Raw genomic sequence first — 26,931 nt, 5'->3', positions numbered from 1 at the left:
GAGCAACGACATGGCCGGGAATGTTGGGCTGATGATCGAAGACCGGGCTGTCGATGGTGCCGCGGACACGTTCGCGCCCGAAGAGGTGGCTCTTCGCCCGCGCAATGTGCAGTTCGACTGGTCACAGGCCCCGTTGCACTGGATCCCCTCGGATCCGTACGCGTCGCACGGGGTGACCGCGTTGAACCTGTTTCTGCCCGTCGCCGAGCGGTGGTTCAGCAAATTGCTCTCCGACTCGCTGGTCTACGTGCGGGACGAACACCTGCGGGAGGAGATCGTCGGCTTCGTCGGGCAGGAGGCCGTGCACGCCCGTACCCACGACATTGTGCTGGCCGAGTACCTGCGCGGCCACGGCATCGACCCGGAGCCCTTCACCAAGCAGCTCGAGTGGGTGGCCGGTCAGTACGACCTGCGTATCGACCAGGCGCCGCCGGACAAGAAGCGCAAGGCGCTCGCCTCGGGGACCCATGCGCTCAGTGCCGCCGAGCACTACACCGGCGTGCTGGGCAACTGGGCGCTGAACAATCGGTGGGACGAGCTCGGGGCCGACCCGACGTTGACCGACCTGTACCGCTGGCACGGCGCGGAGGAGGTGGAGCACCGGCATGTCTCGTTCAACGTCGCCAAGTACTTCGGCATGGACTACTTCGCGCAGGCCGCGGCCGGCGTGATGGTCACGGTCGTCTTCTTCGCGATGATGCTGCGCGGCACCAAGTACCTGGTGCACCAGGATCCGGCCCTGCCCAAGCTGGGGTACCTGAGGCTGTTGTGGCGGCTGCGCAACTCCGGCAAGTCCGGGGCCCTGCCGTCGATGGGGTTCTACGTGCGCTCCGGGCTGACCCTGCTCCGTCGCGACTACAGCCCCGTCGACGAGGGCAGCACCGCCCAGGCCGTCGCCTACCTCGCCAGTTCGCCGGCGGCCCGTGCCGCGCATGGGTGATCGGCTGGCGCGCCTGCTCAAGCCCTACACCGGGGAGCCGCCGCCGGGCCTCTACGGCAAGTCCTCGGACCTGCTGATCCGGATTGCCGGAATCGCGGTCCCGCACTTTCTGTCGGTGGTGACCCGGTTGGGCGGCGACGCGGCACTGCCCGCGCTGCCGCGCCGGACCAACCGCCGGGCGATGGTTGTCGAGGAACGTAGTTTGGTGGCCGGAGATCCCGATGTCGTGGCGCTGACGTTGGTCGCCGCCGACGGCGAGGACCTGCCCCGGTGGCACGCCGGCGCACATATCGATGTGCATCTGCCCTCCGGCCGGACCCGGCAGTATTCGCTGTGCGGGGACCCGGACCGCGCCGATCACTACCGCGTCGCCGTACGCCTGATCCCTGGCGAGCAGGGCGCCTCCCACGAGGTGCACGCCCTGACCGTCGGGCAGCTCATCGAGGTGAGCGAGCCGCGCAACGCGTTCATGATGCCGCTGCCGGGTTCCGGATCGCGGGCGGAGAGGCTACGTTTCATCGCCGGCGGCATCGGGATCACGCCCATCCTGCCGATGGTGCGGCTGGCCGACCGACTGCAGCTCGACTGGTCGCTGCGCTACACCGGCCGCCACCGCGAAAGCCTGCCGTTCCTGGACCAGCTCGAGGCGTTCGGCGACCGGGTCCGGGTGCTGACCGATGACGTGTCCGGACTGCCCACGCCGGCACATCTTCTCGATGACGTGGACCCGTGGACCGCGGTGTACGCGTGCGGCCCGCCGCCGATGATGGATCTGGTGCACGGCGCGGTCCCGGAGCGCACCGAACTGCACATCGAGCGGTTCTCCCCGGTGCCAGTGGTCAACGGGCAGCCCTTCGAACTCGAGCTGCGGCGCAGTGCGGTCATTGTCCCGGTCCGCGCGGATCAGAGTGCGCTGGCGGCGTTGCTGGCCGTCGAGTCGGATGTCAGCTACTCCTGCCGGCAGGGATTCTGCGGGAGCTGCGCGCAGCAGGTGGTGGCCGGTGAGGTCGAGCACCGTGACCAATTGCTGACCGATGAGCAGCGCCGGCTCGGGCAGATGCTGCTGTGTGTGTCGCGGTCTGCCGGTGATCGTCTGGTGCTCGATCTGTGAGCGGCCAGAGCTGGAGCTGACCGTCGTCGGCGGCCAGCTCGGCCCCGGTCATATAGCTGCTCTGGTCCGAGGCGAGAAACAGTACCGCCGAGGCGATCTCGTCGACATGCCCGAGCCGCTTCATCGGCACCACGGCGGCCATGCCGTCCAGCGCCGCCTGTTGTTCCTCGGCGGGAGCCAGCCCGGCCAGCCCGGTGTCTCGATGATGGTGTTGACTCACCCGGCGCAACCTAGGTGATTAATCACCTATTCCCAGTGAGGATGGTCCACAGTTTGACGATGCGGTCGTCGGCGATCTCGGCGACGTCGAAGCCGGTGGCCACCACGCTGTCATCCGGGGCTCGCAGTTCCCATGCGAGAACCCCCAGTCCACGGGTCTGTCGGACGGGGCCCGCCGCCGCGAAATGCAGACCGCTGAGTTTCTCCTGCAAGGCAGCGGCCTTGGTGTTCAGTTCGTCGAGGCCGGTGGCGACGCCTTCGTCGTCGAACCACTGCACGTCGGGGGAGTAGGTGGCGGCGATCGCCGCGGCACGTCGATCCGCGTCGCGCTCATTGAAGACGTCCATCAGGTTGGCTTCCATCAGGCGGGTGGTCACATGGGACTGCCCCGAGTTCAGTTGACTCGCGGGGTGTGAATTTCAGGCCGCGGTTGCGACTGGTGTGTGGAGCAGTTCGAACTCTATCGGGGTGAGCCTGCCGAGGGCGCGTTGGCGCCGGCGGCGGTGGTAGGTCCGCTCGATCCAGATGACGATCGCCATCCGGAGTTCGGCGCGGGTTGTCCAGCGTCGTCGGTCCAGGACGTTGCGTTGCAACAGGGCGAAGAACGACTCCATGGCTGCGTTGTCTCCGCAGGCACCGACACGGCCCATCGATCCGTGTAATCCGTTGTGTGACAGCGCGTGGACGAACTTTCGCGATCGAAACTGGCTACCCCTGTCGGAGTGGACAATCGCCGCAACCGGTGAGCGCAGCGCCACAGCGTGGTCCAGCGCCGCCACGGCCAACGACGACTTCATTCGGGAGTCGATCGAGTAGCCGACAATCCGGTTGGAGTAGACGTCTTTGATGGCGCAGAGGTAGAGCTTGCCTTCATCGGTGCGGTGCTCGGTGATGTCGGCCAGCCAGACCTGGTTGGGAGCGTGGGCGCTGAACTGACGTTGCACGAGGTCGTCATGCACGGGCGGCCCGGATCGGCGGTTCAGCCCTCGCTTCTTGGCGAAGATCGACCAGATCCGTTCCTGGGAACACAGCCGTGCGACACGGTTCTCGCTGGTGGTGATCCCGCGCCCAGGCAACTCATCAGCGATGAACCGGTACCCGAAAGCGGGATCATCAGCGTGGATCTCGCGAGCCGCGTTGATCAGGTGCGCGTCGTCCCAATCCCGCTGTGACAGCGGTGCTTTGCGCCACTTGTAGAACGCCTGGGTGGAGAATCCCAGGACCCGGCAGGTCACCGTGACGGGCACGCCGTCAGCGGCAAGGTCAAGGACCAGCGGGTACATCATTTTGGGTTGGCGTCCCGGGACAGATAGCCGACCGCGCGGCGCATCACCTCGGCCTCTTGCTCGAGGAGTTTGATCCGCTTGTGTGCTTCGCGCAGCTGCGCGGCCATGTCCTCAGCATCGGCCGCTGAGGCGGGCTTACCGCGGCCATCCTCACGATCAGCGATCTTGAGCCAGCGGTGCAGGCAAGCCTCCGATATGCCGAAGTCCTTCGCGATCTGGCGCAGCGGCGCCTCGCCCTTGCGGGCCACCGCGATGACGTCGGCACGGAACTCGGCAGGAAACGGTGTCGGCACGAGGTTGATCCTTCCAGCAAGGACGAATCCTCACAGGTCAGGAGTCAACCAAACTGGGGGCAGTCCCCATCGGTCATCGTCGGCTCTCCAATTAGGTGACGGTTCACTTAACTTCAGCTCGGTGCGGGCGGCAGCGAGCTGTTGAGATTGAGGTTGACGTGGATATGTTCCAGCGCCGCGGTGAACGGCGCCAGCAGGTTGTCCGGAAGCGGGTTGAAGAACAGCCGGTGCACCAGGTCGACATGTGCCGGGGCTGCCTCGATGATGGCGGCGTGTCCCCGCTCGGTGAGGACGACATGCTGGTGCGGCCATCCTCGGCGTTCGGCCTGCGCTCGGTGAGACCACGTTCTTCCATGCGGCGCAACTGATGTGACAACCTGTTGCGCTCCCAGCCGATCTGGGCGGCCAGGTCGCTGACCCGCATCGCCCGATCCCGATTGCCGCTGAGTGCCACGAGCACGTCGTAGTCAGCCAGCGACAGCTGCGAATCCGCCTGCAACTGCCGATTCATCTCGTAGTTCATCCGCAGCTGCACCCGCATGTAGGCCACCCACGCGCGCTGCTGTTGCGGGGACAGCCACCCCCGGTGGGTGGATGTCCCCGCTTCTTCGCCGTCACCGCTACAGTGTGACCGATCCACGGGCGGCCAGCAGGAGCAACAGCCGGTCCCGGGTGTCGTGGTCCTCGGGATCGTCGAACAATTGGTCGCACGCCAGTTCCACCAGCCGGCGCCAGGTCGCGTGCGACACCCCTTGGTGCGCGCCGAGCAGCCGCCGCAGGCGGTCGATGGCGGCGTTGTCCTCCGGATCGCGGTGCACATCATCGCACGCCGATTGGATCTGCTGCCGCAGTACAGAATTCACGTTCAAAGCCCCCGACTCGCAGGTTGCTCACAGGCAACCGGTATGTGCATATTGCATCACCCCACGGTCATATGGCAATACCGGACACTTGTATGCCGAACCGGCCCTGCTGTATTGTCGCCGTGGTGACAGGCACGGTGTTTCTCCGGGAGTCGACGCCTGCCGTGCCGTCCACCCGGGAGCGGATAGTCGATGCCGCCATCAAATCTTTTTCGCAGCAGGGTGTTTCGAATACGCCTTTGCGCGCTGTCGCCGATGCCGCCGGGGTGAGCGTCGGACTCGTGCAGCACTACTTCGGTAACAAGGCCGGTCTGACCGCCGCGGTCGACGAATACGTGCTGAGGGTGTTCGGTGAAGTCCTGGAGTCAGAGCCGCTCCCGGAACCGCCGGGCGATCACTCCGTCGAGCTCCGCGGTCGGTTCGCCAAGCTCTTCCACAAGTACCCCGAGGTCACCGACTACGTCGCGCATGCCCTGTGCCAGGGTGACGAAATCGGCAACGTCATCTTCGACGGGCTGCTGCGCATCAGCACCGAACAGGGCGAGAAGTACGCCGAGCACGGACTCGTGCGGGCCGACCTGGATCTGCTCTGGGGGACCATCAACCCGCTGATCCTACGCGTCGGCGCGACCATGCTGCGCCACCACATCGAACGGCACATCCCCGAGCCGTTCTACTCCGTCAGCCAGTTGAACCGGTGGGATGCCGCCGTGACGGCCCTCATCCGCAAGGGGCAGTTCACCCCGGAGGCCGCCGATATCTAGGTGCGATCCGCGAAGCTCGGAGGGGTGAGCTTCGCGGATCGCCGTTCCCGGATCGGCTGTGCCGCCGCCGCGCTGCGGTGACGCGACTGCTCGGCGGCGTCGACGAAGGCGCCGAACAGGGCCAACCGATCGGCGGCGGGCCCGGCGTCGTCCTCGGGATGCCACTGCACACCCAGGAAGAACCGCTTGGGGTCCTCGATGCCCTCGGTGATGCCGTCCAGCGCGCGGGCCGCGACCACCAGTCCGCCGCCGAGTTTGTCCACGGCCTGGTGATGCCCGTTGCGGGCCATGATCCGGTCGGTTCCCAGGATGGCCGCCAGCCGGGTACCGGGGATGATGTCGACGGGCTCGTCGACGAACTCCGGTTCACCGGGCGCCCCGTGGTGCAGGCGGTAATCCTCGATATCACCGATCAGCGTGCCGCCGCGGAACACGTTGAGCAGCTGCGATCCTCGGCAGATCCCGAAGATCGGGCGGTCGGCGGCCCCGGCCGCGGCGATGGCGGCGAACGCGTCGCGGTCGGCGCGGCCATCCACCCCGTAGGTCGTGGGGTGCGGGGTGCTCATCCCGTAGCAGGAGTTGTCGACGTCACCGCCGCCGAGTAGCAGCAGGCCGTCGAAGTGCGCTGCCGCGGAGGGATTATCGAGCGGCACGGTGGTGTCGAAGAACTCGTAGTCCGCGCCCAGTTCGATCAACGTGGTCAGTGCCGTCTTGGTGAACCGCTTGACCAGTGCGACGTCGGCGGCGCTGATGTCCGGGTAGTTCAACGATGCCAGCACGTAGATATGGGCGCGCGGGCAGTCCGGAGCCGGCAGGTCCGGCACGACGTCCTGCAGGCGAACCAGGGTGGTCATCGATTGGCCTTTCGTTTGCGGGCGCGGTCCACCAGATCGGCGAACAGTGCGGCGTCGGTGTGGGATTCGGCGTGCCGGTCCTCCGGGTGCCACTGCACCGCGACGATGTCGGCGCAGCGGTGCTCGACGGCCTCGATGACACCGTCGGCGGAGGTGGCGGTGACGGTGAGATCGCGTCCCAGCCGGTCGATCCCCTGGTGGTGGTAGGACGACACCTCGATGCGGTCCGCGCCGAGGATGCCGTGCAGCCGGGAGCTGTCCTGCACGTCGACCGGGTGAATGCTGTTGTGGTGCATGACCTCCGGTAGATGCTGGTGTAAGGTGCCGCCGAGCGCGACGTTGAGCACCTGCATGCCGCGACAGATGGCCAGCACCGGGATGCCCGAATCCAGGAGCGCTTTCGTGATGCCGATGTCGAAGTCGTCCTGGAAGGCCACGGTGCCGGTGGTCTCCGCGGCGGGCTGGGCACCGTAGCGACACGGATCCAGGTCGGCGCCGCCGGGCAGCAGCACCCCGTCGAAACCCTCCAGTCTGGCGGGTAGTTCGGCGATCGGGTCCGCAGCCGGGGGATGCAGGATCACCGGCTCGCCGCCGACCGCCCACACGGCTTCGCAGATCGCCTCGGCGGCCACGGTCGCCGAGAATCGCAGGATCGGCACCTGCGCGGCCCGGCGGCCGGTGACCGCGATCAGCGGACGGGTCATCTCAGAACGGGTAGTGCAGGGTCGGCAGGTGCTGGGTCCACACCTGCTGCAGCCGCCCCGAGTCGATGAGCCGGCCCAGCGCGCCGTCGATCTCGGCCAGCGTGTCGGGCCGGTCCTTGGACACCGCGATACCCCAACGATTGGCGGTCTGCACGGTGAAGGCCAGTTCGTAGTCGGGGTGCGTCGCCCCGAGCGGCACGAACACCACGTCGTCGTCGACCACGGCGTCGACATCCTTGGCCAGCAGGGCGGCCAGCATATCGGCGTACACGTCGTCGCTGCCCGCTCCGAACGCGACCGGCTCGGCACCGGTGAAGGTCTGGGCCAGCGTCATATTGGTGCTGTTCTCGATGGCCGCGACCTTGCGGCCCACCAGATCGGCCGCGCAGTGGATGTCGTCACCACGCCGGATCAGCACGCCCTCGTGGAAGATCGCGTACGGGCGGGTGAAGTCGACCTGGGCCAGCCGCTCGGCCGTGATGCCCTGCCCGCACAGCACCGCGTCGGCGTCCCCGCGCTGTACCGCGGGGATCATGTCCACCCACGGCACCCGCACCCATTCGATCTCACGGCCGAGTTCGGCGCCGAGTGCCGCCGCGACACCCGGCTCATAGCCGTCGCGGCCGTGCTCCGGGGTCCACAGCGTGAACAGCGGCGGGGCTTCGGCGTCCAGGCAGGCCAGTCTCAGCGTGTCGGTCACGGCGCATCGTTCCAGTACATTTCACGCTCCCAGTCGGTGACGTATCCACAGAATCGGGCCCACTCATCGGTGTGGAAATCGATGAGCAGTGTGGAGAGTTTCGGGCCGAACGCCTCGGTGATCACGGTGTCCTTGCCGAAGGCCGTGATGGCGTCGCCCAGGGTGAGCGGCAGCGCCGGGAAGCGGTCGTCGGCCGGGGCGTCATAGGACGACCCCTGGCACGGCACGCCCGGGTCGGTGGCGTTTTTCATGCCGTCCTCGCAGGCGGCGAGCAGGATGGTATGGGACAGATAGGGATTGACCGCGGCATCGGGCAGTTTGTACTCCAGGCGCCCGTTGGCCGACAGACGCACCGTGCAGGTCTTGTTGTCCAGGCCCCAGTTGATCTTCGATGGCGCGAATTGTCCGGCGTCCCAATAGCGTTTGTAGGAGTTCACCGTGGATCCGTTGACCAGCATGGCGCCGGCGGAATGCGATAGCAGCCCGCCCAGGGCGTGGCGGCCGATCTCGGAGAGGTGTAGTTCGGTGACGCCCGGGTCGACCAGCACGTTGACGTCGTCGCGCCACAGGCTGAAGTTGTGGTGGCAGCCGTTGCCCATCATGCCGGTGGCGGGTTTGGGCATAAAGCTGGCTTGGATACCGAGTTCGCGGGCCACCTGCTTGCAGATCTGCCGGTAGGTGGTCAGCCGGTCGGCGGTCAGGTTGGCGTGGTCATACATGAAGTTCAGCTCGACCTGGAACTCGTCCTCGTAGTCACCCTCGATCATGTCCAGGCCCAGCGCCTGGGCGTATTCGACGACCTTCTTGACGATCGGGCGGTTCCGCTCCAGGTGCTCGATGTGATAGGCCGGGCTGGATCCGGGCCGGAACTGCGCCTCCAGCCCTTCACCCTGCCAGGTCATTTCGGGTTCGCATCCGGTGCGCAGCTCCAGGCCGGTGCGATCGGTGAACCCGGCGTGCGCCTTTCGAAGTAGCCCTCGGGAGTCGCAGGCCAGCTCGATGCCGGCGTCGACGGCCAGGTGGTCGGGTTCATACAGCCGGCAGAACACCCGGGCAAAACTGGTGTCCCAGGGCAGCACGGCGAAGGTGTCAAGATCGGGGATCGCGGTGTACTCGGGGGCGTTGACCCCGCCGGCCAGCAGCACACCTTCGCGGGTGCCCTGCAGGTTGGCGATCGCGGTCTGGTGCTGCTGCACGCCCTTGACGGCCAGGCGCTCGAAATGCCGTGCGGGGGCCACCTTTCCGACCACGCGGCCGGTGATTGTGATGGCCTGGAAGTAGACGAACTCCACGCCGCGCTCGGCGATGGTCTCGCACGCGTGAGCCAGGTGTGCGCTGGTGGCGTTGGCCTGCCGGTGCGCGTCGAGCGGGGTGGTGGTCATCGGATCTCCTGATCTCAGGGGGCTGGGGTGAAGCCGATGGGCAGGGTGACGGGCCCGGTGTTGCCGGAGTCGGGAAGCCAGGTGGCGCCGGGCAGTTCGTGAGGGTCGATCATCCGCCGGGCCAGCAGCGGCAGCGCCTCGCTCATATCGGCGCGGGCCACGAAGTGGCCCAGGCAGTAGTGCAGGCCGCCGCCGAACCCGAAGTGCGGCTTGCGTTCCGCGGTGATGTCCAGGCCGGGGGTGTAGACGCGTGGGTCGGTGCCGGCGGCTTCGGTGTAGAGGTGCACGGTGGTGCCGGCCTTGAGTGCCACGCCCTCGTACTCGAAGTCCTCGATGACCTCGCGGGTCACCCAGCGGGTGGTGGGGTTCAGGCGCATCACCTCCTCGACGGCCTTGCCGCCCAGGTCGGGCCGCTCGCCGAGCAGGCGCCACTGGTCGGGGTGCGCCAGGAAGGTCTGCATGGCCAGGCCGAGCTGGTTGCGGGTGGTGTCGAAGGCGGCGAAGATCAGCATCGTCAGGCCGTCGCGCAACTCGTCGTCGGAGAGTCGGCCGTCCTCGGGGTCGGCGGCGTTGACGAACGCGGTGACGAAATCCTCGCGTGGGTGTGCGCGACGGTCGGCGATCTGGGCGTCGCAGTAGTCATAGAGGCGGGCCAGGGCGGCCTCGATGCGGGGTAGGTCGTCTTTGAGCGTGACCGCCATGGCCAGCCCGAGGGTGGTGGACTCCCTGGCGAGGAGGCGCCAGTCCTGCTCGGGGGTGCCGAGCATGATGGCGGTGACCCGCGCGGAATAGGGCTCGGCGAACTCGGCCATGAACTCACAGCGGTCGGGTGCGGCGAAGGCGTCGACGAGTTCGCCTGCCAGCGCCTGGAATCGGGGCACCTGCCCGGCGATGAGCTGCTGGGTGAAGGCCGGTGTCATGAGGCGGCGCAGCCGGCGGTGTTCTTCGCCCTCCTTGTTGAGCAGCCAGCTGGCCCACCATCGGGCGAAGGGGCCCTCGGTGACACCGTTGTGCGCGGGCCAGGCGATGCTGCCCTGGCGGAGTTGGCGGCTCTTGAGCAGCTTGTTCATCTCGGCGTAGCGCAGCACGGCGATGCCGTAGGGGGTGGTGGCGTACCAGCTGCGCTCGCGGGCCTCGTGGACTTCGGCCGAGGTCAGCGAGAATTCCGGATCGGCGACATCGAAGTGGGGAACGAGGTCGAGGGGCGACATCGGGACAACCTCCAGGGTGCGTGACCGGATGCCCTTAAAGACTCTAGAAGTAGAGGGTTAATGTCAAGGGCTGGGAGTTACGTCTGGGTAACCGCTTGTTCAGCGCCGAGCTATAGCCAGGCACCAGCCGGTGCCGAGCGGCAATTCCGCGACGTCGGCGAATGTTTCGCCGACGGTCGGGACGGTGTCGAGCCGGGAGCCGACCAGCCAGCGCGGGGTGTTCGCGGCGATCACGCGGCGCTCGGTGTTGACCACGACGGCGTCCTCGTCGGTGTGGCGCAGCACCTCGATGAGCCGGCGTTCGACATCGCCGACCACCAGATCGGCGCCGGCCACGCCGAGGAAGATGCCGTCGGCGATCACAGGGATGGTCGCGGTGATGGTGTACATGTCCGAGCCGCTGTAGTCGACATACGGGCCATAGGCGACGCGCTGCTGGCCGCGCTGGGCGAGCTGGTACCAGTCCATCTGCAGGTAGTCGTAGACGTCGATGCTGGTCGGGTCGAAGTTCAACCGCAGCCGGGCGACCCGTTCGTTGTGCCGCTGCCACCACGCCATATAGCGTTCGCGGCCCTCGACGACTGACGGTGCGGCGACGAAGCCCATGCCCCAGATGCCGTGTTCTTCGGCGAGCAGTCCGGCGAGCAGGCGTTGTAACCCGGAGAAGTGGGTCTCGGTGAGGGCCGCGCGCGGCGGGCGGCTGCGCAGCACTTCCTCGGCGACGGCGTCGAGTAGCCGATAGAACGGCTCGACGGCCCGCGAGGCTTCGGCGGCCAACTGCTGTGCGGTCATGATTGCCCGGCCAGATCCATGTTCACGGTGGTCAATCGGGGGAGCTGACTCATCGCGTGGTCTTCGGCGAGTCGGCGCGCTTCGGCGGCGTTCTCGGCGGCGACCGCCGCGGCGATGGCGTGCTGGGTGTCGACGTAGGCGGCGACGTCGATGTCGGGACCGATGGGCAGCCAGATGAGTCCGGCGAGTTCGGCCTGCAGGTTGGCTGCGCGCCGGGCCAGTCGCGCGGACTGGGAGGCGACGGCCACCTGGATCTGGAAGCGGCTGTCGGCGCGGATCCGGTCGCCCAGGGTGGCGGCCGCGCCGAGCTGATCGGTGAGCGCGAACAGTCGGCGGACCGCGTAGGGGGCGGCGCGTTCGGCGGCGAGTTTCGCGGCCTGGCCGGCGATGGCCGTGTGCTCGTCGAACAGGTCACGCAGGTCCGAGGCGCTCATCGCGGCCAGGCGTTCGGTCAGCTGGTCGACCGGCGGGCCCTCGGGACGCCGGACGAAGGAGCCACCGCTGCGGCCGCGCCGGGTCTCGACGAGATGCTGTTCGCGCAGCGTGGCCAGGGCCTCGCGGACGGTCATGGGGGCGACGCCGAACTGGGCGGCGAGGTCGACTTCGACGGGGAGGCGTTCACCGTCGTCGAGCAGGCCGAGGTGGATGGCCTCGGTGATGCGCTGCACGATCTCGTCGGCGCGGCCGACCGGCGCGTCGGGGGCGACCAGGGGGGACAGCGAGGACACCACTGCTGCCTCCCTCCCCGTTGGCCTGACGTCGAAATGTACCGGATCGAGAACGAATTCTGCCGTTCCGGTAGCGAGTTAAACAATAGGACTGTAGTTTTTCGCTCACTCGGTTCTTGCCCGAAGGAGAGCAGGCTCATGACCACTGCCACGCCACCGACTTCTCGCCCCGACGACGACGCCGCACACCTCGACTCGCTGGGATACAAGTCGGAGTTCAAGCGCGATATGAGCCCGTGGGCGAACTTCAGCCTCGGGTTCACCTATCTGTCGCCGGTCGTCGGCGTGTACACGCTGTTCGCGTTCGCGTTGGCCACCGGTGGGCCGCCGATGATCTGGAGCTTTCTGATCGTCGGTGTGGGCCAGCTGCTGGTTGCGCTGGTGTTCAGCGAGATCGTCGCGCAGTTCCCGGTGGCCGGCGGGGTGTACCCGTGGGCGCGCCGACTGTGGGGGAGACGGTATGCGTGGATGACCGGGTGGGTGTACCTGGTGGCGCTGCTGGTCACCATCGCCTCGGTCACCTACGGCGGCGGGCCGTTCGTCGCCGCCGTCTTCGGTATCGAAGCCACCACCGACAACATCATCCTGTTCGCGTTGTTGTTGATCGCGGTGGCGACGGTGATCAACTTCCTGGGCACGAAAGTCCTTGCCAAGGCGGCGATCATCGGCTTCGTCGCCGAGATCATCGGCGCGCTGGTGGTCGGCGGCTGGCTGCTGATCGCGCACCGCGAGCACAACCTCGGGGTGCTGTTCGACAGCTTCGGCACCGGTGGTGACGGCAACTACCTCTTCGCGTTCGCGGCGGCGGCACTGATCGGCATCTACCAGTACTACGGCTTCGAGGCGTGCGGCGATGTCGCCGAGGAGGTGCCCGACCCGGGGCGGCTGATCCCCAAGGCGATGCGCCGCACCATTTACATCGGTGGCGCCGCAGCCACTTTCGTCTGCTTGGCGCTGATCCTCGCGGTGGCCGATATTCCGGCGGTGATCGCCGGTGAGGACACCGACCCGGTGAGCACGGTGCTGGGCGAGGCGTTCGGCCCGGTCGGATCCAAGGTCATTCTGGTGGTCGTGCTGATCTCGTTCCTGTCGTGCGCGATGAGCCTGCAGGCCGCGGCGAGCCGGCTGGCCTACTCGTACGGGCGCGACGGAATGATCATGGGATCGTCTCTGCTTTCGAAGTTCTCGGCGACCCGGCATGTGCCGCCCTACGCGCTGGTGATCGCGGCGGTGGTGCCGGCGGTCATCGTGATCGGGTCGCGGTTCTCCACCGATGCCATCACCAAGATCATCAGCTTCGCCGCGCTGGGCATCTACATCGCGTTCCAGATGGTGGTGCTGGCGGCGTTGCGGGCCCGGCTGAAGGGCTGGGTGCCGTCCGGGAAATACTCGTTGGGGCGCTGGGGGTTGCCGGTGAACGTCGCGGCACTGGCGTACGGCGTGATCGCGATGGTGAACATGGCGTGGCCGCGGACCCCGGATGCGGCGTGGTACGACAACTGGATCGTCGCGCTCTCGGCGGTCGTGGTGATCGGAATCGGGTTGGTGTACATGGTGGTTCACCCGGTGGCTGGTCGGAGTACCGCGCCGTACAGCGATGCGATCCCTTCGGGCCGGCGCTGATTCCGGTCGCCCCCGCCGCGCGCGGAAAATTTTTGGGTATCTAGTTGCCCGCCTCTGAGCGACATTGACTATTTCCGCTTGGCTCTGCGGTGATGGCGCAGAAGTGCGAGTGAGTCGCGCCCTGAGTGCAGGATGTATGGCATGGCAGTCACTTGGCGGGGCGTAGGGCTTCTTGGTGTTGTTTCGGTGCTCGCGGGTTGTGCAACCGACGACCCGGTTGCCCCACCGTCGACGTCTTCGGGAGTCGCCGAACCGACCGAGCCGGAGTCGCCCTTTGAGACACGCGACGGCGTCGCGTGGTTGACCGCGGCCTGCGGCAGCCCGTCTGTCGGGGATGCGTCGCCGAACTCTTGGCTTCCTGGGGCAGACCCGGTGGCGCTGTGCATCACTCTGCCAGGGCGAGATGGCGTTCTGGTCGGTGTGTACGAAGATCCCGCGGCGGCAACCAGTGACGTGGGCACCATCGGCGTCGAGCATGGCTATGCCACCCGCACCGACGACCGAGGAAGAACGTGGGTGTTCGTCGCCGTTGAAAGCCGCGAATCTGCGCCGCTCGCGTCTCTAGAGCGGTTCGGCTTCGAGCTCTCCTAGGGCTCTGCCATGGTCTTGTCGGTACCGGATGCGACGATGTCCGGCTACTTCAAGCCAAGGAGATTGAGATGAAAAGTGTTGCGATGGCCGCGGCGATGGTTGGTGTGGCGATCTCGATGAGCCCGGCTGCGACGGCGGAACCGTCGTGGACCATGCCGAATCTGATCGGAATGGACCTGCAGGGTGCGCAGGACGCGATCCAGTCGGTCAGCGGCGGGCAGATGTGGTTCAGCAGTTCGACCGACCTCACCGGTCAGGATCGTGCGCAGATGAGCGACCGCAACTGGCAGGTATGCAGCTCGACCCCGGCGCCGGGTGCCACGTTCACGGTGAGCACCAACATCGACTTCGGTGTGGTGCGGATCGACTCCGAGGAGTGTCCGTAGGGCGGTCTGGCAAACGAACGGGTGAATGCAATCCCGTGCACGTACTCCGAGGTCAGCGTAGTTTGTCCCCAGGTTGTTGTAGGGGGATAAGGCAATGACAGACGCGTGGAGTCGGGCGGGTGACTCGTCGGGGACGGTGCTCTGTCCGCAGGGGCACGTGAACTCACCGGCGTACAGGTTCTGCAGTCTGTGCGGGTCACCGATCGGTGTGGTGCCGTTTCCGGCCGATGAGGACTCGCGCGAGGACGGCACGGCCCAATCCACACGGCGGCTCGGGTTGATCGTCGGAGTCATTGCCGCGGTGGTGGCGACGGTCGCCGGTGTGACCGCAGCGGTGCTGTTCACCAGGTCGCCGGGGGATGAAGCCAGTCCGGATTCTGGGGGATTCGGTGCCGGCACGCCGCCCGCCGCACCCACGCAGGCTGTGTGTACGGAGCCACCCATTCTGGAGACTGAGTCGTTCGATATGACGGCCGAGGGGATCAAGATCGGTGCAGCCTTCTTCTCGGGATGCGCCGGCGGTGACGTCGAAGCGGGCAAGGCGGTCCGGGTGACGGTGGCAGACGGCCAACGAGATATCGCGGCAGGCGAGTTCGATTTCTCGGCATCGCCGGTCGAGATGAAGGCCGGCGTGCCGGACCACCGCACGCTGGTGTTTCCGCACGGGATGTACTGGAGGACTCCCGACATGGTGGGTGGCAAACCGACGCTCACTGCGCATCGGTCAGAAGACCGCACAGCGACGCCGGTTGCTTCGAAGTCGGGCGCCGAGGAGCTGGTCGCTGTCGGACCCGCGGATCCAGAACACGGGAGCGTGGACGGTGTGGCCAAGGCGGTTCTCGGGGAGTTGCGGGACGCCGACTTTGCCGATCTGCGAAGCAATGCGTTCAACCGATGGGTACCGCAGGTCAGTTCGAAGCGGGCCGGTCTGGTGGTCGACGGCCGGGCGCTGACCGACGCCGACGTGCTGCGCGATCATCTCAACTTTCGGCAGCGATTCGGCCAGGCTCGCCTCGTGTACTCGGGTCAGTGGTCGACCTTCAGCGACACCGATTGGTGGGTGACCGTGGTCGGGCCTTCGTGGACCTTCCCCGAGAACGCCAACCAGTGGTGCGACGAACAGGACTTCGGGGTCGACGACTGCTTCGCCAAGTTCATCAGCTCCATGTTCGGCCCGGAGCGCACCACGGTGTACCGAAAGTGAGTGACGCGACCATGGGATTCTGTGTGTTCTGCGGGGCCGCGCTCAGCGACTACTCGCGGTGCGGATCGTGCGGCGCCGTCAAGGTGGGCGACACCTGGCATGAGGCGGCGGTCCCCGTCGTCAGCGAGGCCAGTGACACCGGGTGGCGGCCTGACCCGACCGGACGGCACGAAGGCCGCTATTTCGTCGGTGGGCAGCCGACAGACCTGACTCGCGACGGCGGTGGCGAGACGCTCGACCCGATCGGAAAGCAACAGCTGGAAGGCGCTGTTGCCGAGTCTGATTCACGTCCGGTGCAGAAGGAAACCAGCAGTCGACGCCGAATGTGGCTGGTGGCGTCGTCGGTGATGGCGATGGTGGTGCTCGCTGCTGCAGGTGTCGGTGCGTACCTGTATCTGAACCACGAGCAGGTCAACCCTGATGAGGAGTATCTCAAAGCCCTGAAGCAGTCCGACTACTCGGGCGAATTCAATTCGGATGCCAACGCGGTGGCCCACGGCAAGCAGGTCTGCCGCCAACTGAGCGCGGGTGCTGCGCAGCAAGGAATGCCCGCCGATGAGATTGCGGTGCAGCACTTCTGCCCGGAGTTCAGTGAAGGGTTTCACGTCCTCGAGACCGCGACGATCACCGGTAGTTTCACCCTCAACGACGACTCGCCGAGCACCTACTCGCCGTCGATCGATGTCGACGGGTCTGATTGCGAAGGAACGGGCGGTTACAGCGACGTCAACGCCGGCACGCCCGTCACCGTCAAGAACGGCAAGGGCGAGATCCTGACGACGACTTACCTGGAGCAGGGGCGAGGCGGTCGGTACATGTGCACTTTCGGGATCACCTTTGAGATCACGGAAGGGCAGGATCGCTACGTCGTGAATGTAGGGCGACGCGGTGAACTCAGCTTCTCGTTCGCCGAACTGAAATCCAACGGTGTGTCGTTGGTGCTCGGCGGAGGCTAGTTGGCAGGCCCGTGGGTCACGGCAGGATTCATCGTGGCGGGTCCGGCGCCGTGATCTTCGCCGGTTCCCGCCGCGTGTGCGTTCTCTGTGTAGTTTTCAAGGTTCCGTGAAGCTGATGCTGAAGCTATGCGGCGGCGGGCAGATCGGTCATGGTGCGCCGTGCGTGGGATCGCAGGTGCGCAGGTTCTGCTTCACCGGGCTGGTGGGGCGGGATAAACCAGGGATGCCGGTCTGCGCCGAGGTAGACCTGCCAGCCGCCGTGGTGGATGGCGGTGTGGTGGAGCCGGCAGAGGAGTACTCCGTTGTCGAGGCAGGTGGTTCCGCCGTGTTCCCACGGTCGGATGTGGTGGGCATCGCACCAGGACACCGGTCGCCCGCAGCCGGGGTGCGCGCAACCACCATCACGGACCGCCAACCCTTTACGGATATGGGGCGGGAAGAGCCGTTCGCTGCGCCCCACATCCAGGGGTACGCCCGAGTGGTCGACGATCACCGAAGTCAGAGTGCTGTCACAGGCGATGAGTTCGGCGGTGGCGGCACTGACGGGCCCGCCGAATCCCAGTGTGTCCACGCCGTGTTCGGCGGGCCGGATCACAGTGACGTGCGGGAGCACACCTCCCGACATTGGGCGCTGCGAATTCGACAGGTAGGTCCGCATGATCTGCCCGAACGCCTCCGCGCGACGCCGCCCGACCGGGCGGGGGTCCGCTGATCCGTCGGGTAGCGGTACGGGCCGGCACAACGGATCGAGCGCTGCGATAAGTTCTTCGCCGGTGAGCGCATCGAGGTCCAGGGTGCCGGTGATACGTCCTTCGCCGTTTACGGCCAGTGTCATGTCGTTGAGGTCGGTGTTCTCCGCGACCGGTACGACATCCTCGGACGAGGGTGCCGCGGCGGCCTTGTCGATGGCGATCGTGCGAGCCTTCCTGGCCACATCCGACGGGGTGGTCTCGATCATCAACTTCGTCACGATGTTCGTGCGGTCGTTGTCGGACAAGGGGACCCGTTCGGTGATGTGAGTGACTCCCTTGCCTACGGCGTCGGCGAATTCGATCCCGACCGCACCGAGGCGCTGCTGCTGAGTCAGCGCCGGCAGGGAGTGTGCTGCGCGTCCGACCCGCACCGCCCGCCACGTCGCACCCGGCGACATCCCCAGTTGGGCGAGTAGGTCCGCGCCGGTGCTCAGGTGCTTGCGGGCCGGGATGCCGGCCCGTTCTGCGGCTGCGACGGCCTGGGCGATCACATGATCGACCAGGTTGCGCAACGTGACCGCGGCACTCAATACCGCGAGCAACGCCGGTTCATCCACGATCCGGCGCGGAGATTCCAGAAGATGACATAACAGCCGATCGGCACCGTCCTCCGGGACGGCTGCCGGGGTGAGGTCGTCGATGAGCCCATCGATGACGTTATTGAGATAGGTGGCGTCCATGGGGATACCGACTTTCACAGAAGGCACGCACAGCGCACGATCAGTCAATACAGCCCGACTGGACCCCGAAGGGGCAGTCGAACCTGGCGGCGACCGTAGTCGCGGTCTGAAGCTCACCGGGTGAAGATGGGAGCCCCGTCGCATTCGAACTTGTGTTCGAGTATATGCCGGAAATGCAACCTGCGCAAGGGTTTATGTATCAGGATTTCAGTCGCGGTTCCGGTGGCCAGGTGGCGACACGTCTGTGGCGAAACAGATCAGGGTCAACTCGGATCCGGCGTCAGCGCGGCCGCCAACATCCTGGCGGTCAGCGCGACCATGGCGTCGCGGTCCGAGCCGGTTGGTCGCTGCAGCGCGATGCGCAGGCAGGCGCTCGAGGTGACACCCATCGTGACGAACACCAGATCCTGCAGTTGATCGGCGTCGAGGTCCGGTCGGGCGCGACCGGGGATGGCGCTGCCCAGTGGCAGCAGGCTGCGTTCGATCTCGTCCATCGCGGTGTGATTGAGGTAGGCGGGGATGTCGAAAGATGAGAAGTTCAGAGCCAAGGAGAAATCGATGAGAAATCTTGTTGTGGTGGCGGCATTGGTCGGTGTTGCGATCGCGATGAGCCCCGCCTGCGTCGGCGGAGCCGTCCTGGACTATGCCGAACCTGATTGGCATGGACCTGCAGGGTGCGCAGGACGCGATCCAGTCGGTGAGCGGCGGGCAGGTTTGGTTCAGCAGTTCGACCGACCTCACCGGTCAGGATCGTGCGCAGATGAGCGACCGCAACTGGCAGGTATGCAGCTCGACGCCGGCGCCGGGTGGCACGTTCACCGTGAGCACCAAGATCGACTTCGGTGTGGTGCGGATCGATTCCGAGGAGTGCCCGTAGCCCGCAGTCGTACCTTGACGCGCGGGCCCTGCGGTGCGCGCTGTGTCAGCCAAGACCTGCTTCAAGCATCTGCTCGACCTCTTCGATGGACAAGGTCATCCAGTGGCTCGCGATCGTCGCCCTCGATAATGGCAGGATTGCGACTCCGGTAGCGGCATGCAGTTCCACCACATACTCCCGATCGGTGGGCTCGACTCTTACGCCGGGCGCCATTCCAAGTGAGTTGAGGCGCACGCCGAGCTGCTCAGCGCGGAGGACACTGCGCGCCACCGAACCCCACGTCCAAATCAAGTACTTTTCCGCCAGTTCAAAGGTAGAGAATCTCGCCGTATCGTCGTAGCGTTTGCCGCGATCGTCAACCTCGTCGATTACCCACCAGGTGCCTTCTCGCCTAAGGAAGAATGATTCATCCGCGGACTTGAATCGGATGAGGCAATCTTCGTCGGCCTCGGATACAGATACGTCGGTCATACCTGACAGCCGTGTCCATTTGATCCACTGCTCCGTTAGCCGTGTGAAGTTCGACATTTGTTATCCGACCTCTCTCAAGAAGCCCGAGTCGACCAACGCTTGCGTCGATGGCCTCTCGCTGCCTGGCGCGATGATGCGGTACTGCGTGCCGCCTCCGGGCTGATGGAACCAGGGCGCTACCTGAGATTCCTCGATACGCCATCCCGGTGGGAGCTTAGATGGGTCCGCGACGACGTACTGGAAGTATGGTTTGGTGGCGCTGTCAGGCGGTAGAGCGCGCTCCGCAAAGGGCACGCCATCCGGTGACAGATACGCCCCGCCCGGATAGCCAAAGCGATCGATTGCGGTGCCCGCAGGTAACTGGGCGTTGTCGATGACAGTGCCTTGTATCGCATAGGGCTTGTCGGGCAGGGAGTCATCGGGGTAGAAAAGCCCGCCGTCGGGATTCGTGAACTGCGGACCGGGTGGCGTCGGCTCATAGCCGTCGAATATCGGCGAATCCGCGGGTAATGGATGCGGTACCGACGGGCTCGGCGTTGGCGCGTCGGGGCTGTGACTATCACCGATGAACGGCGAAGAGTCGCCATGAAGGGGAGTCGGGGTATCGAATGAACTTGTCGGAGCCGGCCCGTCGATCAGATCGTCGGGGATCCCTGGTCCGTCAAGCGCTCCCGCCCGTGCGATAAGAGCGCCTTCACCGCCGAAGATCAAACCTGGCGTGGCGACGGCGCCGTCGGCCGCCTTCTCGCCCAGATAGTAGGCAGCACTGGGAGAGTTCAGTGCATGTTGGATCTCGTCCACGGCCGCGCCGAACGGGTTGGTGAGTTGGTCGTGCGTACTTACGGCGAGCTCGCGCCATGACTCCAGCACTCCGGGAGCACCGGGGCCGCCTTGCCCCATGAGTTCCTTGATTCCCTGCTCGGTCTCAAACCACCGGTCGGCGAAGCCCTCACCGAACCCCGGAGGTGGCATCGCTTCAGGCTTGGGCGGGACGTAGCGCGGAAGCGGTCGCTGTGCTGCTGCAACCATCGCATCGAGTCGTGCCTCGATCTGATCGGCCGGCACTCCAGCACGTTGCATTTCCTGCCTCGCGAGCGCCTTGAACTGCTCCACTTTCACGGGATCCAACGGAGGCGGCGCGGGAGGCGTGATGGGTTGGTCGCTGGGTTGTCCGGCTACTTGGGCGAGCGCTTCGCCAAGATCATTTGGTGCAGAGTCTGATTGGCTGCGCGCAGATGGTTGCGCGGGACTTCCGGCCTTCGGGAGTAGTAAGTCCTGTAGCGACGTGGCAGGCTGTGCTGGCGCCGGGACGCCGGTGGCTGTGCCGATAGCGCTTGCAAGGTCAGCGTCGACCTGTTCGCCGTCGGCGAGTACGTCGGCGATACGAGCCTGTAGGTCCGCAACCTTTGCGGCGACCTGGGCAGCGGTCTCGTCGTCGAGGTAGGAGACGTCGGGCGGGATCACCTGGTTGGTGGTCTCGTCGACAAGCACGGCAGGTGATGCCGCCGCGTCGTTCAAGATGCCGGTGATCGTTGTGGCGATTGCCTCAGCTTGCTGGTGTGCGATGTCCATGCCCGTTGCGGCGGTGGTGAGATTGTCAACTGTGTCGCTGTGGTCGGTTGCGCTGGCCACCATGGCTGCTCGGGCCGCGCTGCCGCCGTCACCTTCCCAGGTAGACGCGCTGGCCAATGACCGGTAGAAGTCCGCTGAGGAGGTGTGGTTGGCCGCCGCGTCGCGCGTAGATCCCGCCAGGTCGGCTATTTCGGGAACCCATTCTCTGAGCTCCCTGAGTGTCATCGACACGCAGTCACCTCAGAGCGCGGAGCCTGCGTTGTCGATGTCTTCAGACTCCCGGTCGTCCGTCGCCGCGTACTTCGCGGCAGCGGCACGATGCTTTTCGGAGAGTGAGGTGAATTGTCGGTCGTAGCGGATGCCGTCGCTTTCCCAGGAAGCCAGCATTCCAGGCAGAGCGGCAGCGGACGAGCCGGCGCCCAGTGCCGCGTGGCTCGCCCGTGCATGTGCGGACTGATGTGCCGTCCTGAAGCCGCCGGCCTGGCCGTCGAGCTGACCGGCGGCGAGCACCAACTCAGTCGGATCAACCTTCAGCGGCTCGGCTTGCTCGGGCACCCCACGTCCTCCCCGTTATACGTCTGCCTTGTCAGATTACCGCCGCGCGTGATCACCCAAATGCACTAATTCCGGAGCGCGGGATCGACAACGCACAGGTCATCCGCCGCCCGAACACAATGTCGCTGTCGGTGCCGGGCGGCAGAATGTGCGCCTATGGCGGGGATTGTTGAATTTCGTAACGACGATGGTGGCTACCTGGCGTGGATCGCCGAGCATCCGGATGGGTTTGTTATCAACATTCCGCGCAAATACACCGCGCCCTACGCGCGCGTGCATCATGCGGGCTGCCGAACGATTTCCGGTCGGCCAGCGCGTGGCGGAACATGGACCGGACCGTACGTGAAGGTGTGCTCTGAACGTGTCGCCGAACTACAGCAATGGGCAATCGGCGAGGTAGGGCAATCAGTCGCGGCGTGCGGGATCTGTGGCCCGGCTGGCGGCATCTCACAGGGCGACCCCGGACAGAACTTCGCCGGATTCGGTTCGGACAGGAGCGGCACGGTCAAATCCGGTTTCGATACCAGGCCGGAGCTGTGACAGCGTCGGCGCCCGAGCGGCGTTCCGTTGTCAACGGTCCATCGAGTGGCCGCTCGGTCGTTGAGGTTTGGGCTGATGACTACATCCGCTTTGGTGGGCTGCCCGAATGGCAAGCTCGTCTTCGAGACGAGATTCGGAGTCGGTGCGACCTGTTGGTGCCGTCGGGTGACCAGGTACTGGAGGCCAGCTTTTTCGGCTCGAAGCTGCCGAACGCAGACATCGAGAACATCGTGCTCTACAACATTGGCTCGTTTCGAACTGCGGGACGCAATGGAATCCGCTTCGAGCACGGCTCCGCGGTGCCTCCGGCCCCGGATGGGACCGCCTATCCGTTCTGTTATCGGTATTCGCTGGTTTCCCGGTCGAGCTCGTTTGCTCACTGGCGGGGCGGCCGGACGCTCGCGTCGTTCGATTGGACCGACTTGGGTGCTTTTAGTGGCGAGAAGAAACCGGCCCAAGTTTGGCTCGCGCTCTCAAGCGCAGAGGCAGAGGTTGCGACGGTGCGGCGCCTGCCGGATACGACGTTCGCGGTCAGAGTCCACGTCCGCCCGCCGCAGGGAACACAGCCCGTGTGGGGTGGATTGGTGAAAGGGATCTTCGACGGGGTGATCACTGCGTTTCAGTCTCATTCCGACACAACGAACTTGGGTGAAGTTGCCAAGCGGATCTCCACAACCGTTTCGGTCGATACAACATCGATCGAGCAGTACTTGTTGGATCAGCGCCGTGGGGTTCTCGGCAGCGTGCCGAAGCTCGCAGCCGCCTACCGTGACGGTGTCAAGTGGGACCCCTCAGATCATTGGTGTGTGGCGGGCGAGTTGCTCGCTGCGGCGCCAGTTGGCCGAAACTGGGCCATCAAAGGTGAGGTGATCGAGGTGAGCCGACCGGAAGTTATTGACGCGGAATGACTTTCGTGCGGTTTGATTGGCGCTTTTCGCTACTCCGCGAGACCGCGCCACGCCAACAACGTGACCGAGTGCCGGGTGGTATTCGACGATTGGTTGCCGATTCAGGGGGGCGGCGTGAGCGCAGCCGCGAGCATCCTGGCGGTCAGCGCGACCATGGCGTCGCGGTCCGAGCCGGGTGGGCGTTGCAGCGCGATGCGGAGGCAGGCACTCGAGGTCACGCCCATCGTGACGAACACCAGATCCTGCAGCTGCTTGGCGTCGAGGTCAGGTCGGGAACGGCTCGGGATGGCATTTCCGAGTGGCAGCAGGCTGCGTTCGATCTCGTCCATCGCGGTGTGATTGAGGTAGGCGGGGATGTCGAAAGATGAGGAGTTCAGCGCCGCGTGCAGGATCGGTGCGTGCTTCTCGTAGGCGGTGGTGAGGGTGTCGACCACGATGTGGGCGGCATCGGGGACGTCGCGGTCCATGGCGGCGCTGACCCCGCGCACGAGTTCGAAGGAGATGTCGCGGGTGGCCTCGTCGACGAGCTCGGCGAGGATGCCGGCGCGGTCCGGAAAATACCGGTACACAGTGCCGATGCTGACGTGCGCGGTGTCCGCGATGGCCTGGGTCGTGAGCGCCTGGATGCCGCGTTTGGTGATCAACTGCAGGGCGGCGTCGAGCAGTCGGCGGCGCATCTCGCGGGCCCTTTGCTGCTGGGGCCGGGATCGAGCTTTGGTGGCCATTCTCGTCTCGTCTAAAGGTGAGTAGTAAGTGAGGAATTCTCATGTTTGCATGGAGGCATGAGTATTGCCAGTGAAACCGCTGTTCCGAAGGCCGATATTGCCGTGCAGCGGTACAGGCCGGCCGGCCAGGACTGGGTGGACGGCGTGTATGCCGCCGACCCGCTGGCCGATGCGGCGGTGGCGGCGTTCGCTGAGCTGCCCAGGGGTACGGGCATGGCGATGTTCCGGACGGCGCTGGCCGAGGGGATCGACGCGGTACCCGACGCGCCGGCGGCGTTGCGGGACCTCTTCGCCGAGGTCGATACCGAGCCCGCGTGGCTGGACCGTGCGGCGTTGGACAGGGCTGCCGGACACCTGGTGCGGCACATGGCGTCCTACGGGATCGTGCTCGGCGCAGCGTCGTTGGCCAAGGGTGCGATGAACCAGGTCGCCGGCATGCCGCTGGTGGTCACCAACCGCTACACCAGCCAAGCCGCGGTGCGTTCACTGGAGGTCGGGTCATGGATGGAGACGATCCTGACGCCCGGTGGGTTGCGACGTCAGGGTGCTGGCTTCGCGACGACGTTGCGGGTGCGGTTGATCCATGCGTTTGTGCGGAAATCGCTGTGGGACAGTGGTTCGTGGGACTCGGAAGCCTGGGGTGCGCCGATCGCGCAGAGCTTCATGGCGTTCACCATCGTCGAGTTCGGGAACATTGCGTTGACGGCGATGCGTCAGCTCGGCGTGCGGTACACCGCTGCCGAGCTGGACGACATCTTCCACTTCTGGCGCTACGTAGGATTTCTCAATGGTGTTGGCCCTGGGCTCAATCCGACGTGCGAGGCCGACCATGTGCGCATTGAGGAGTTGTACGCACTGACCGGGAGCAACCCGGATGACGGCGATCGGGACTTCGTGCGTGCGCTGACTCACGACTACCTGGCGGTCGAGATCGCCGACCTGCTGCCGGTGGGTGGGCACGGGTTGGGTGTGGCGGTGGTCAACGGGCTGACGCGCGCATTCCTCGGTGATGAGGCCGCGGCGAAGCTGGGGGTGCCGGACACGGTGTTGAAGCATCTGCCCGCCGTGGTCAGCCCGGTGATCGGGGGAGTGAACCGGGTGCTCGGCGCGGTGCCCGGCGTCAACGATTGGCGCACCTGGCGGGCGCAGGCCGGCATTCCGCAGGTGATGGCGCAGCAGCGCAAGCGCTACGGCATGGCGCACGACCTGGTGGATGCGGCGCCCGATCATGGTGGGCACCCGGCGGGATCCTGAACACGCTCTCAGCAAGTCCGCGGGGTGCATCGCCGAGTCGTCGACCAGCGTTCCTGCACGTTGATGCTGAGTCCGAGCGCAGTCACGGGGTGGCCGCACAGCACGTCCGCACCGGCATTTCGCCTGGACGGCGAACCTCGATTACTCGCCGTTCAGCCGCAGCCTCTAAGCTGCGGTCTGACGCTCGCGGTGGATTGCGCCGCTCTTCATCCCGCACCCACCCGAGGACACCTTGATGGCGATCGCCGATGTTCCCAGCTACCTGCATCTCAGTAGCGCGGACGTCGAAGAGATCGCCTACGAACTCGACGTCATCCGCCAGGACATCGAGGACTCGCTCGGAGCCAAGGACGCCGCCTACATCCGGCGGGTGATCCACGTCCAGCGCGCCCTCGACGTCGCGGCCCGGCTGGTGATCGCCGGCACCCGGTCCAAGAAGGGCTGGCTGCTGGGCACCGCGGCGCTGGCCTATGCGAAGTCGCTCGAGAACATGGAACTCGGCCACAACATCTCCCACGGCCAATGGGACTGGATGAACGACCCGGAGATCCACTCCAACACCTGGGAGTGGGACATGGTCGGATACTCCGCGCAGTGGCGCCACTCGCACAACTATCGGCATCACGTCTACAACAACGTGCTCGGCATGGACGACGATATCGGCTACCGGTGGCTGCGGGTCACCACCGATCAGCCGTGGCGCCGCGCCCACCTGCTCACCCCGCTGCGAAACCTGGTGCTGGCCGCCACCTTCGAGTGGGGTATCGCCGTGCACGGCATCCGCGCCGAGCAGAACAACGACGCCACTCCCGGGGCGGTCGCCGAGCAGAAGCGCAAGCTGCGCAACAAGATCGCCCGTCAGATGGGCAAGGACTACCTGTTCTTCCCGGCCCTGAGCCTGCGTCGGTGGCGGCGCACCCTGGCGGCCAACTTCACCGCCAACATCGTCCGCAACCTGTGGGTGTACGTGAACATCATCTGCGGGCACATCCCCGGCGGCGCCGAGACTTTCGACCCCGCCGTGGTCGAGGACGAGACCCGCGGCGAGTGGTACCTGCGTCAGATGCTCGGCACCGCCAACTTCGAGGTGAACCGGCTCGGCGAGATCTCCGGTGGGCACCTGTGCTACCAGATCGAGCACCACCTGTTCCCGGACCTGCCGAGCAACCGACTGCCCGAGGTCAGCGTCCGGGTGCGGCAACTGTGCGAGAAGTACGATCTGCCCTACAACACCGGACCGCTTGCGCTGCAGTTGTTCCGGACGCAGCGCATCGTGCACGAACTGGCGGTGCCGGACCGCTTCCGCGGTTAAAGGCCGGTCAGTCGCGCGAACGCTTCCCGCGAGGCCATCACACTCGGCGGCCAGGCTTGCTGCCACTCCCGTAGCGGCACGTCGGCGTCGGGGGCGAATCGCAGTGCCAGTAGCCGGTATTCGTGCTCCTTCCAGGCGTTGAGGCGCCAGTCCCCGCCGATGGCGTCTTCGACGGACTGCCGGTTCATCAGGGTGTGCCGGCCCAGCGGCAGCGGCCGACCGTGCTGATCGTTGACCGCCCGGCAGTGCTCGCAGGCCAGCCACGACCACCGCGAGGTGCCGCCGGCGGTGCCGCGGAAGCAGACGATGCACAGGTCGTGCAGCCGCGACACGTCCACACCCCAGCGCGCCGGTGTGTCCTCATGCCGGCAGGACTGCCACAGCCGCTGGTTGATCGGCCCGCGCAGGGTGCTGCACGGGATGTGCACCGAGAGTTCAGTGATGCGTTCGCGCAGCGCGTGGTCAGGTTGGGTGGGGTAGTCGGTCATCGTCTCGCCGTTCTGGCGGCGCCACGTCCGGACGTCCACCGCTTGCACTGTCGTGCCGGCTCTTCCCCTGGGGCACCGTGCGGTGGGGCGCGGTTGCCGGGACGACGGGCCAGGTACCCGAACAGTCGTCCGCTCGTGAGCTGAGTTCAGGGTACGGATCCGGTCCGACATGTAGGCGAGGCGCCAGCCG

31 protein-coding genes, 1 pseudogene and 1 riboswitch are annotated in these 26,931 nt (G+C 66.0%); of the genes and pseudogenes, 13 read left to right on the top strand and 19 right to left on the bottom strand.

What is annotated here, in order from left to right:
* Positions 1-31 precede the first annotated feature (31 nt).
* Together A7U43_RS22085 and A7U43_RS22080 are read left to right on the top strand one after the other, a co-directional pair.
* Positions 32-940, top strand: coding sequence for a metal-dependent hydrolase (locus A7U43_RS22085; RefSeq protein WP_067999400.1), 909 nt, complete (start codon positions 32-34; stop codon positions 938-940).
* Entirely contained in the window at positions 933-2,051 is a 1,119-nt protein-coding gene (locus tag A7U43_RS22080) for a PDR/VanB family oxidoreductase (RefSeq protein ID WP_068003422.1), read from the top strand. Before A7U43_RS22085 ends, A7U43_RS22080 begins: the two co-directional genes overlap by 8 nt.
* A gap of 79 nt (positions 2,052-2,130) precedes the next feature.
* Here A7U43_RS22080 and A7U43_RS30685 read toward each other — a convergent pair.
* The 5 genes and pseudogenes from A7U43_RS30685 to A7U43_RS22050 form a co-directional block, all read right to left on the bottom strand.
* Positions 2,131-2,175, bottom strand: a pseudogene (locus tag A7U43_RS30685) (hypothetical protein); the annotation flags it as partial.
* Positions 2,176-2,293: 118 nt separating this feature from the next.
* Entirely contained in the window at positions 2,294-2,647 is a 354-nt protein-coding gene (locus A7U43_RS22070) for a nuclear transport factor 2 family protein (protein ID WP_231963385.1), read from the bottom strand.
* A 42-nt stretch (positions 2,648-2,689) separates the two neighbouring features.
* A protein-coding gene (locus tag A7U43_RS22065; RefSeq protein ID WP_156525996.1) for an IS3 family transposase occupies positions 2,690-3,849 on the bottom strand; the annotation gives its coding sequence in 2 pieces (ribosomal slippage) (positions 2,690-3,558 and positions 3,558-3,849; 1,161 coding nt in all).
* A 103-nt stretch (positions 3,850-3,952) separates the two neighbouring features.
* Positions 3,953-4,390, bottom strand: coding sequence for a MarR family winged helix-turn-helix transcriptional regulator (locus tag A7U43_RS22055; protein ID WP_231963384.1), 438 nt, complete (start codon positions 4,388-4,390; stop codon positions 3,953-3,955).
* Between the two features lie 79 nt (positions 4,391-4,469).
* A complete protein-coding gene (locus A7U43_RS22050; RefSeq protein ID WP_067999395.1) occupies positions 4,470-4,712 on the bottom strand; it encodes a hypothetical protein in 243 nt (80 codons plus the stop codon).
* Positions 4,713-4,951: 239 nt separating this feature from the next.
* Between A7U43_RS22050 and A7U43_RS22045 the strand changes: the two genes are divergently transcribed.
* Positions 4,952-5,476, top strand: coding sequence for a TetR/AcrR family transcriptional regulator (locus A7U43_RS22045; protein WP_231963383.1), 525 nt, complete (start codon positions 4,952-4,954; stop codon positions 5,474-5,476).
* On the opposite strand, the gene A7U43_RS22040 is transcribed toward A7U43_RS22045, so the two are convergent.
* The 7 genes from A7U43_RS22040 to A7U43_RS22010 form a co-directional block, all read right to left on the bottom strand.
* A complete protein-coding gene (locus tag A7U43_RS22040) occupies positions 5,473-6,330 on the bottom strand; it encodes a gamma-glutamyl-gamma-aminobutyrate hydrolase family protein (protein ID WP_067999392.1) in 858 nt (285 codons plus the stop codon). The genes A7U43_RS22045 and A7U43_RS22040 overlap by 4 nt on opposite strands.
* Entirely contained in the window at positions 6,327-7,034 is a 708-nt protein-coding gene (locus A7U43_RS22035) for a gamma-glutamyl-gamma-aminobutyrate hydrolase family protein (protein WP_067999389.1), read from the bottom strand. Before A7U43_RS22035 ends, A7U43_RS22040 begins: the two co-directional genes overlap by 4 nt.
* A 1-nt stretch (position 7,035) precedes the next feature.
* Positions 7,036-7,734, bottom strand: a complete 699-nt coding sequence (locus A7U43_RS22030) for an ABC transporter substrate-binding protein (RefSeq protein WP_067999387.1) — start codon at positions 7,732-7,734, stop codon at positions 7,036-7,038.
* The gene (locus A7U43_RS22025; RefSeq protein ID WP_067999385.1) at positions 7,731-9,116 is read right to left on the bottom strand and encodes a glutamine synthetase family protein; all 1,386 of its coding nucleotides are present in this window, start codon (positions 9,114-9,116) and stop codon (positions 7,731-7,733) included. Before A7U43_RS22025 ends, A7U43_RS22030 begins: the two co-directional genes overlap by 4 nt.
* 14 nt (positions 9,117-9,130) lie before the next feature.
* Entirely contained in the window at positions 9,131-10,327 is a 1,197-nt protein-coding gene (locus tag A7U43_RS22020; RefSeq protein WP_067999383.1) for a cytochrome P450, read from the bottom strand.
* A gap of 99 nt (positions 10,328-10,426) precedes the next feature.
* Positions 10,427-11,119 (bottom strand): cache domain-containing protein, encoded by a 693-nt coding sequence (locus A7U43_RS22015; RefSeq protein WP_067999381.1) that lies wholly within the window; start codon positions 11,117-11,119, stop codon positions 10,427-10,429.
* Positions 11,116-11,847, bottom strand: a complete 732-nt coding sequence (locus A7U43_RS22010) for a FadR/GntR family transcriptional regulator (RefSeq protein WP_068003417.1) — start codon at positions 11,845-11,847, stop codon at positions 11,116-11,118. Before A7U43_RS22010 ends, A7U43_RS22015 begins: the two co-directional genes overlap by 4 nt.
* A 138-nt stretch (positions 11,848-11,985) precedes the next feature.
* Between A7U43_RS22010 and A7U43_RS22005 the strand changes: the two genes are divergently transcribed.
* The 5 genes from A7U43_RS22005 to A7U43_RS21985 all read left to right on the top strand — a co-directional run bounded on the left by A7U43_RS22005 (position 11,986) and on the right by A7U43_RS21985 (position 16,607).
* Positions 11,986-13,470 carry an APC family permease gene (locus tag A7U43_RS22005; RefSeq protein ID WP_067999379.1) on the top strand — a complete coding sequence of 495 codons (1,485 nt, stop codon included), beginning with the start codon at positions 11,986-11,988 and terminating at the stop codon, positions 13,468-13,470.
* A 372-nt stretch (positions 13,471-13,842) separates the two neighbouring features.
* On the top strand, positions 13,843-14,061 hold the full coding sequence (locus A7U43_RS22000; protein WP_067999377.1) for a hypothetical protein: 219 nt from the start codon (positions 13,843-13,845) through the stop codon (positions 14,059-14,061).
* Between the two features lie 68 nt (positions 14,062-14,129).
* Positions 14,130-14,447 (top strand): hypothetical protein, encoded by a 318-nt coding sequence (locus A7U43_RS21995; RefSeq protein ID WP_067999375.1) that lies wholly within the window; start codon positions 14,130-14,132, stop codon positions 14,445-14,447.
* Between the two features lie 94 nt (positions 14,448-14,541).
* Positions 14,542-15,651 carry a zinc ribbon domain-containing protein gene (locus tag A7U43_RS21990; protein ID WP_067999374.1) on the top strand — a complete coding sequence of 370 codons (1,110 nt, stop codon included), beginning with the start codon at positions 14,542-14,544 and terminating at the stop codon, positions 15,649-15,651.
* Positions 15,652-15,662: 11 nt separating this feature from the next.
* Positions 15,663-16,607: a DUF732 domain-containing protein gene (locus A7U43_RS21985; protein ID WP_068003414.1), complete on the top strand. Its 945-nt coding sequence runs from the start codon at positions 15,663-15,665 to the stop codon at positions 16,605-16,607.
* A gap of 124 nt (positions 16,608-16,731) precedes the next feature.
* On the opposite strand, the gene A7U43_RS21980 is transcribed toward A7U43_RS21985, so the two are convergent.
* Both A7U43_RS21980 and A7U43_RS21975 read right to left on the bottom strand, forming a co-directional pair.
* Positions 16,732-18,066 carry an HNH endonuclease signature motif containing protein gene (locus A7U43_RS21980; RefSeq protein WP_231963382.1) on the bottom strand — a complete coding sequence of 445 codons (1,335 nt, stop codon included), beginning with the start codon at positions 18,064-18,066 and terminating at the stop codon, positions 16,732-16,734.
* Between the two features lie 236 nt (positions 18,067-18,302).
* Complete coding sequence (locus A7U43_RS21975) at positions 18,303-18,587, bottom strand: hypothetical protein (protein ID WP_067999371.1); 285 nt, start codon at positions 18,585-18,587, stop codon at positions 18,303-18,305.
* 113 nt (positions 18,588-18,700) lie between these two features.
* On the opposite strand from A7U43_RS21975, the gene A7U43_RS21970 reads away from it, so the two are divergent.
* A complete protein-coding gene (locus A7U43_RS21970) occupies positions 18,701-18,916 on the top strand; it encodes a hypothetical protein (RefSeq protein ID WP_231963381.1) in 216 nt (71 codons plus the stop codon).
* A 45-nt stretch (positions 18,917-18,961) separates the two neighbouring features.
* Here A7U43_RS21970 and A7U43_RS21965 read toward each other — a convergent pair whose 3' ends face one another.
* From A7U43_RS21965 to A7U43_RS21955, 3 genes are read right to left on the bottom strand one after another with little or no spacing between them, the layout of a single operon-like run.
* Positions 18,962-19,387 (bottom strand): hypothetical protein, encoded by a 426-nt coding sequence (locus tag A7U43_RS21965; RefSeq protein WP_156525994.1) that lies wholly within the window; start codon positions 19,385-19,387, stop codon positions 18,962-18,964.
* A gap of 60 nt (positions 19,388-19,447) precedes the next feature.
* Positions 19,448-21,184, bottom strand: coding sequence for a TNT domain-containing protein (locus A7U43_RS21960; RefSeq protein ID WP_082902459.1), 1,737 nt, complete (start codon positions 21,182-21,184; stop codon positions 19,448-19,450).
* A 15-nt stretch (positions 21,185-21,199) separates the two neighbouring features.
* The gene (locus A7U43_RS21955; protein WP_067999365.1) at positions 21,200-21,514 is read right to left on the bottom strand and encodes a type VII secretion target; all 315 of its coding nucleotides are present in this window, start codon (positions 21,512-21,514) and stop codon (positions 21,200-21,202) included.
* A gap of 156 nt (positions 21,515-21,670) precedes the next feature.
* Between A7U43_RS21955 and A7U43_RS29830 the strand changes: the two genes are divergently transcribed.
* The gene (locus tag A7U43_RS29830) at positions 21,671-22,054 is read left to right on the top strand and encodes a hypothetical protein (RefSeq protein ID WP_156525993.1); all 384 of its coding nucleotides are present in this window, start codon (positions 21,671-21,673) and stop codon (positions 22,052-22,054) included.
* Entirely contained in the window at positions 22,051-22,962 is a 912-nt protein-coding gene (locus tag A7U43_RS21950) for a hypothetical protein (RefSeq protein WP_156525992.1), read from the top strand. Before A7U43_RS29830 ends, A7U43_RS21950 begins: the two co-directional genes overlap by 4 nt.
* Before the next feature lie 101 nt (positions 22,963-23,063).
* Here the strand turns inward: A7U43_RS21950 and A7U43_RS21945 are convergent, their stop codons facing one another.
* On the bottom strand, positions 23,064-23,687 hold the full coding sequence (locus A7U43_RS21945) for a TetR/AcrR family transcriptional regulator (RefSeq protein WP_231963380.1): 624 nt from the start codon (positions 23,685-23,687) through the stop codon (positions 23,064-23,066).
* A gap of 57 nt (positions 23,688-23,744) precedes the next feature.
* Here A7U43_RS21945 and A7U43_RS21940 point away from each other — a divergent pair, with 57 nt between their 5' ends.
* Together A7U43_RS21940 and A7U43_RS21935 are read left to right on the top strand one after the other, a co-directional pair.
* Positions 23,745-24,941 carry an oxygenase MpaB family protein gene (locus A7U43_RS21940; RefSeq protein ID WP_067999359.1) on the top strand — a complete coding sequence of 399 codons (1,197 nt, stop codon included), beginning with the start codon at positions 23,745-23,747 and terminating at the stop codon, positions 24,939-24,941.
* Positions 24,942-25,176: 235 nt separating this feature from the next.
* Complete coding sequence (locus tag A7U43_RS21935; RefSeq protein ID WP_067999357.1) at positions 25,177-26,253, top strand: fatty acid desaturase family protein; 1,077 nt, start codon at positions 25,177-25,179, stop codon at positions 26,251-26,253.
* Here A7U43_RS21935 and A7U43_RS21930 read toward each other — a convergent pair.
* Positions 26,250-26,780, bottom strand: a complete 531-nt coding sequence (locus tag A7U43_RS21930) for a hypothetical protein (RefSeq protein ID WP_231963379.1) — start codon at positions 26,778-26,780, stop codon at positions 26,250-26,252. The genes A7U43_RS21935 and A7U43_RS21930 overlap by 4 nt on opposite strands.
* A riboswitch (SAM riboswitch) is annotated at positions 26,775-26,882 on the bottom strand. Its footprint overlaps the gene before it by 6 nt.
* Between the last annotated feature and the right edge of the window lie 49 nt (positions 26,883-26,931).

This window comes from Mycobacterium adipatum (assembly GCF_001644575.1).
GTDB classification, from domain to species: Bacteria; Actinomycetota; Actinomycetes; order Mycobacteriales; family Mycobacteriaceae; genus Mycobacterium; species Mycobacterium adipatum.
This window is presented reverse-complemented; position numbering and strand designations above follow the sequence as displayed.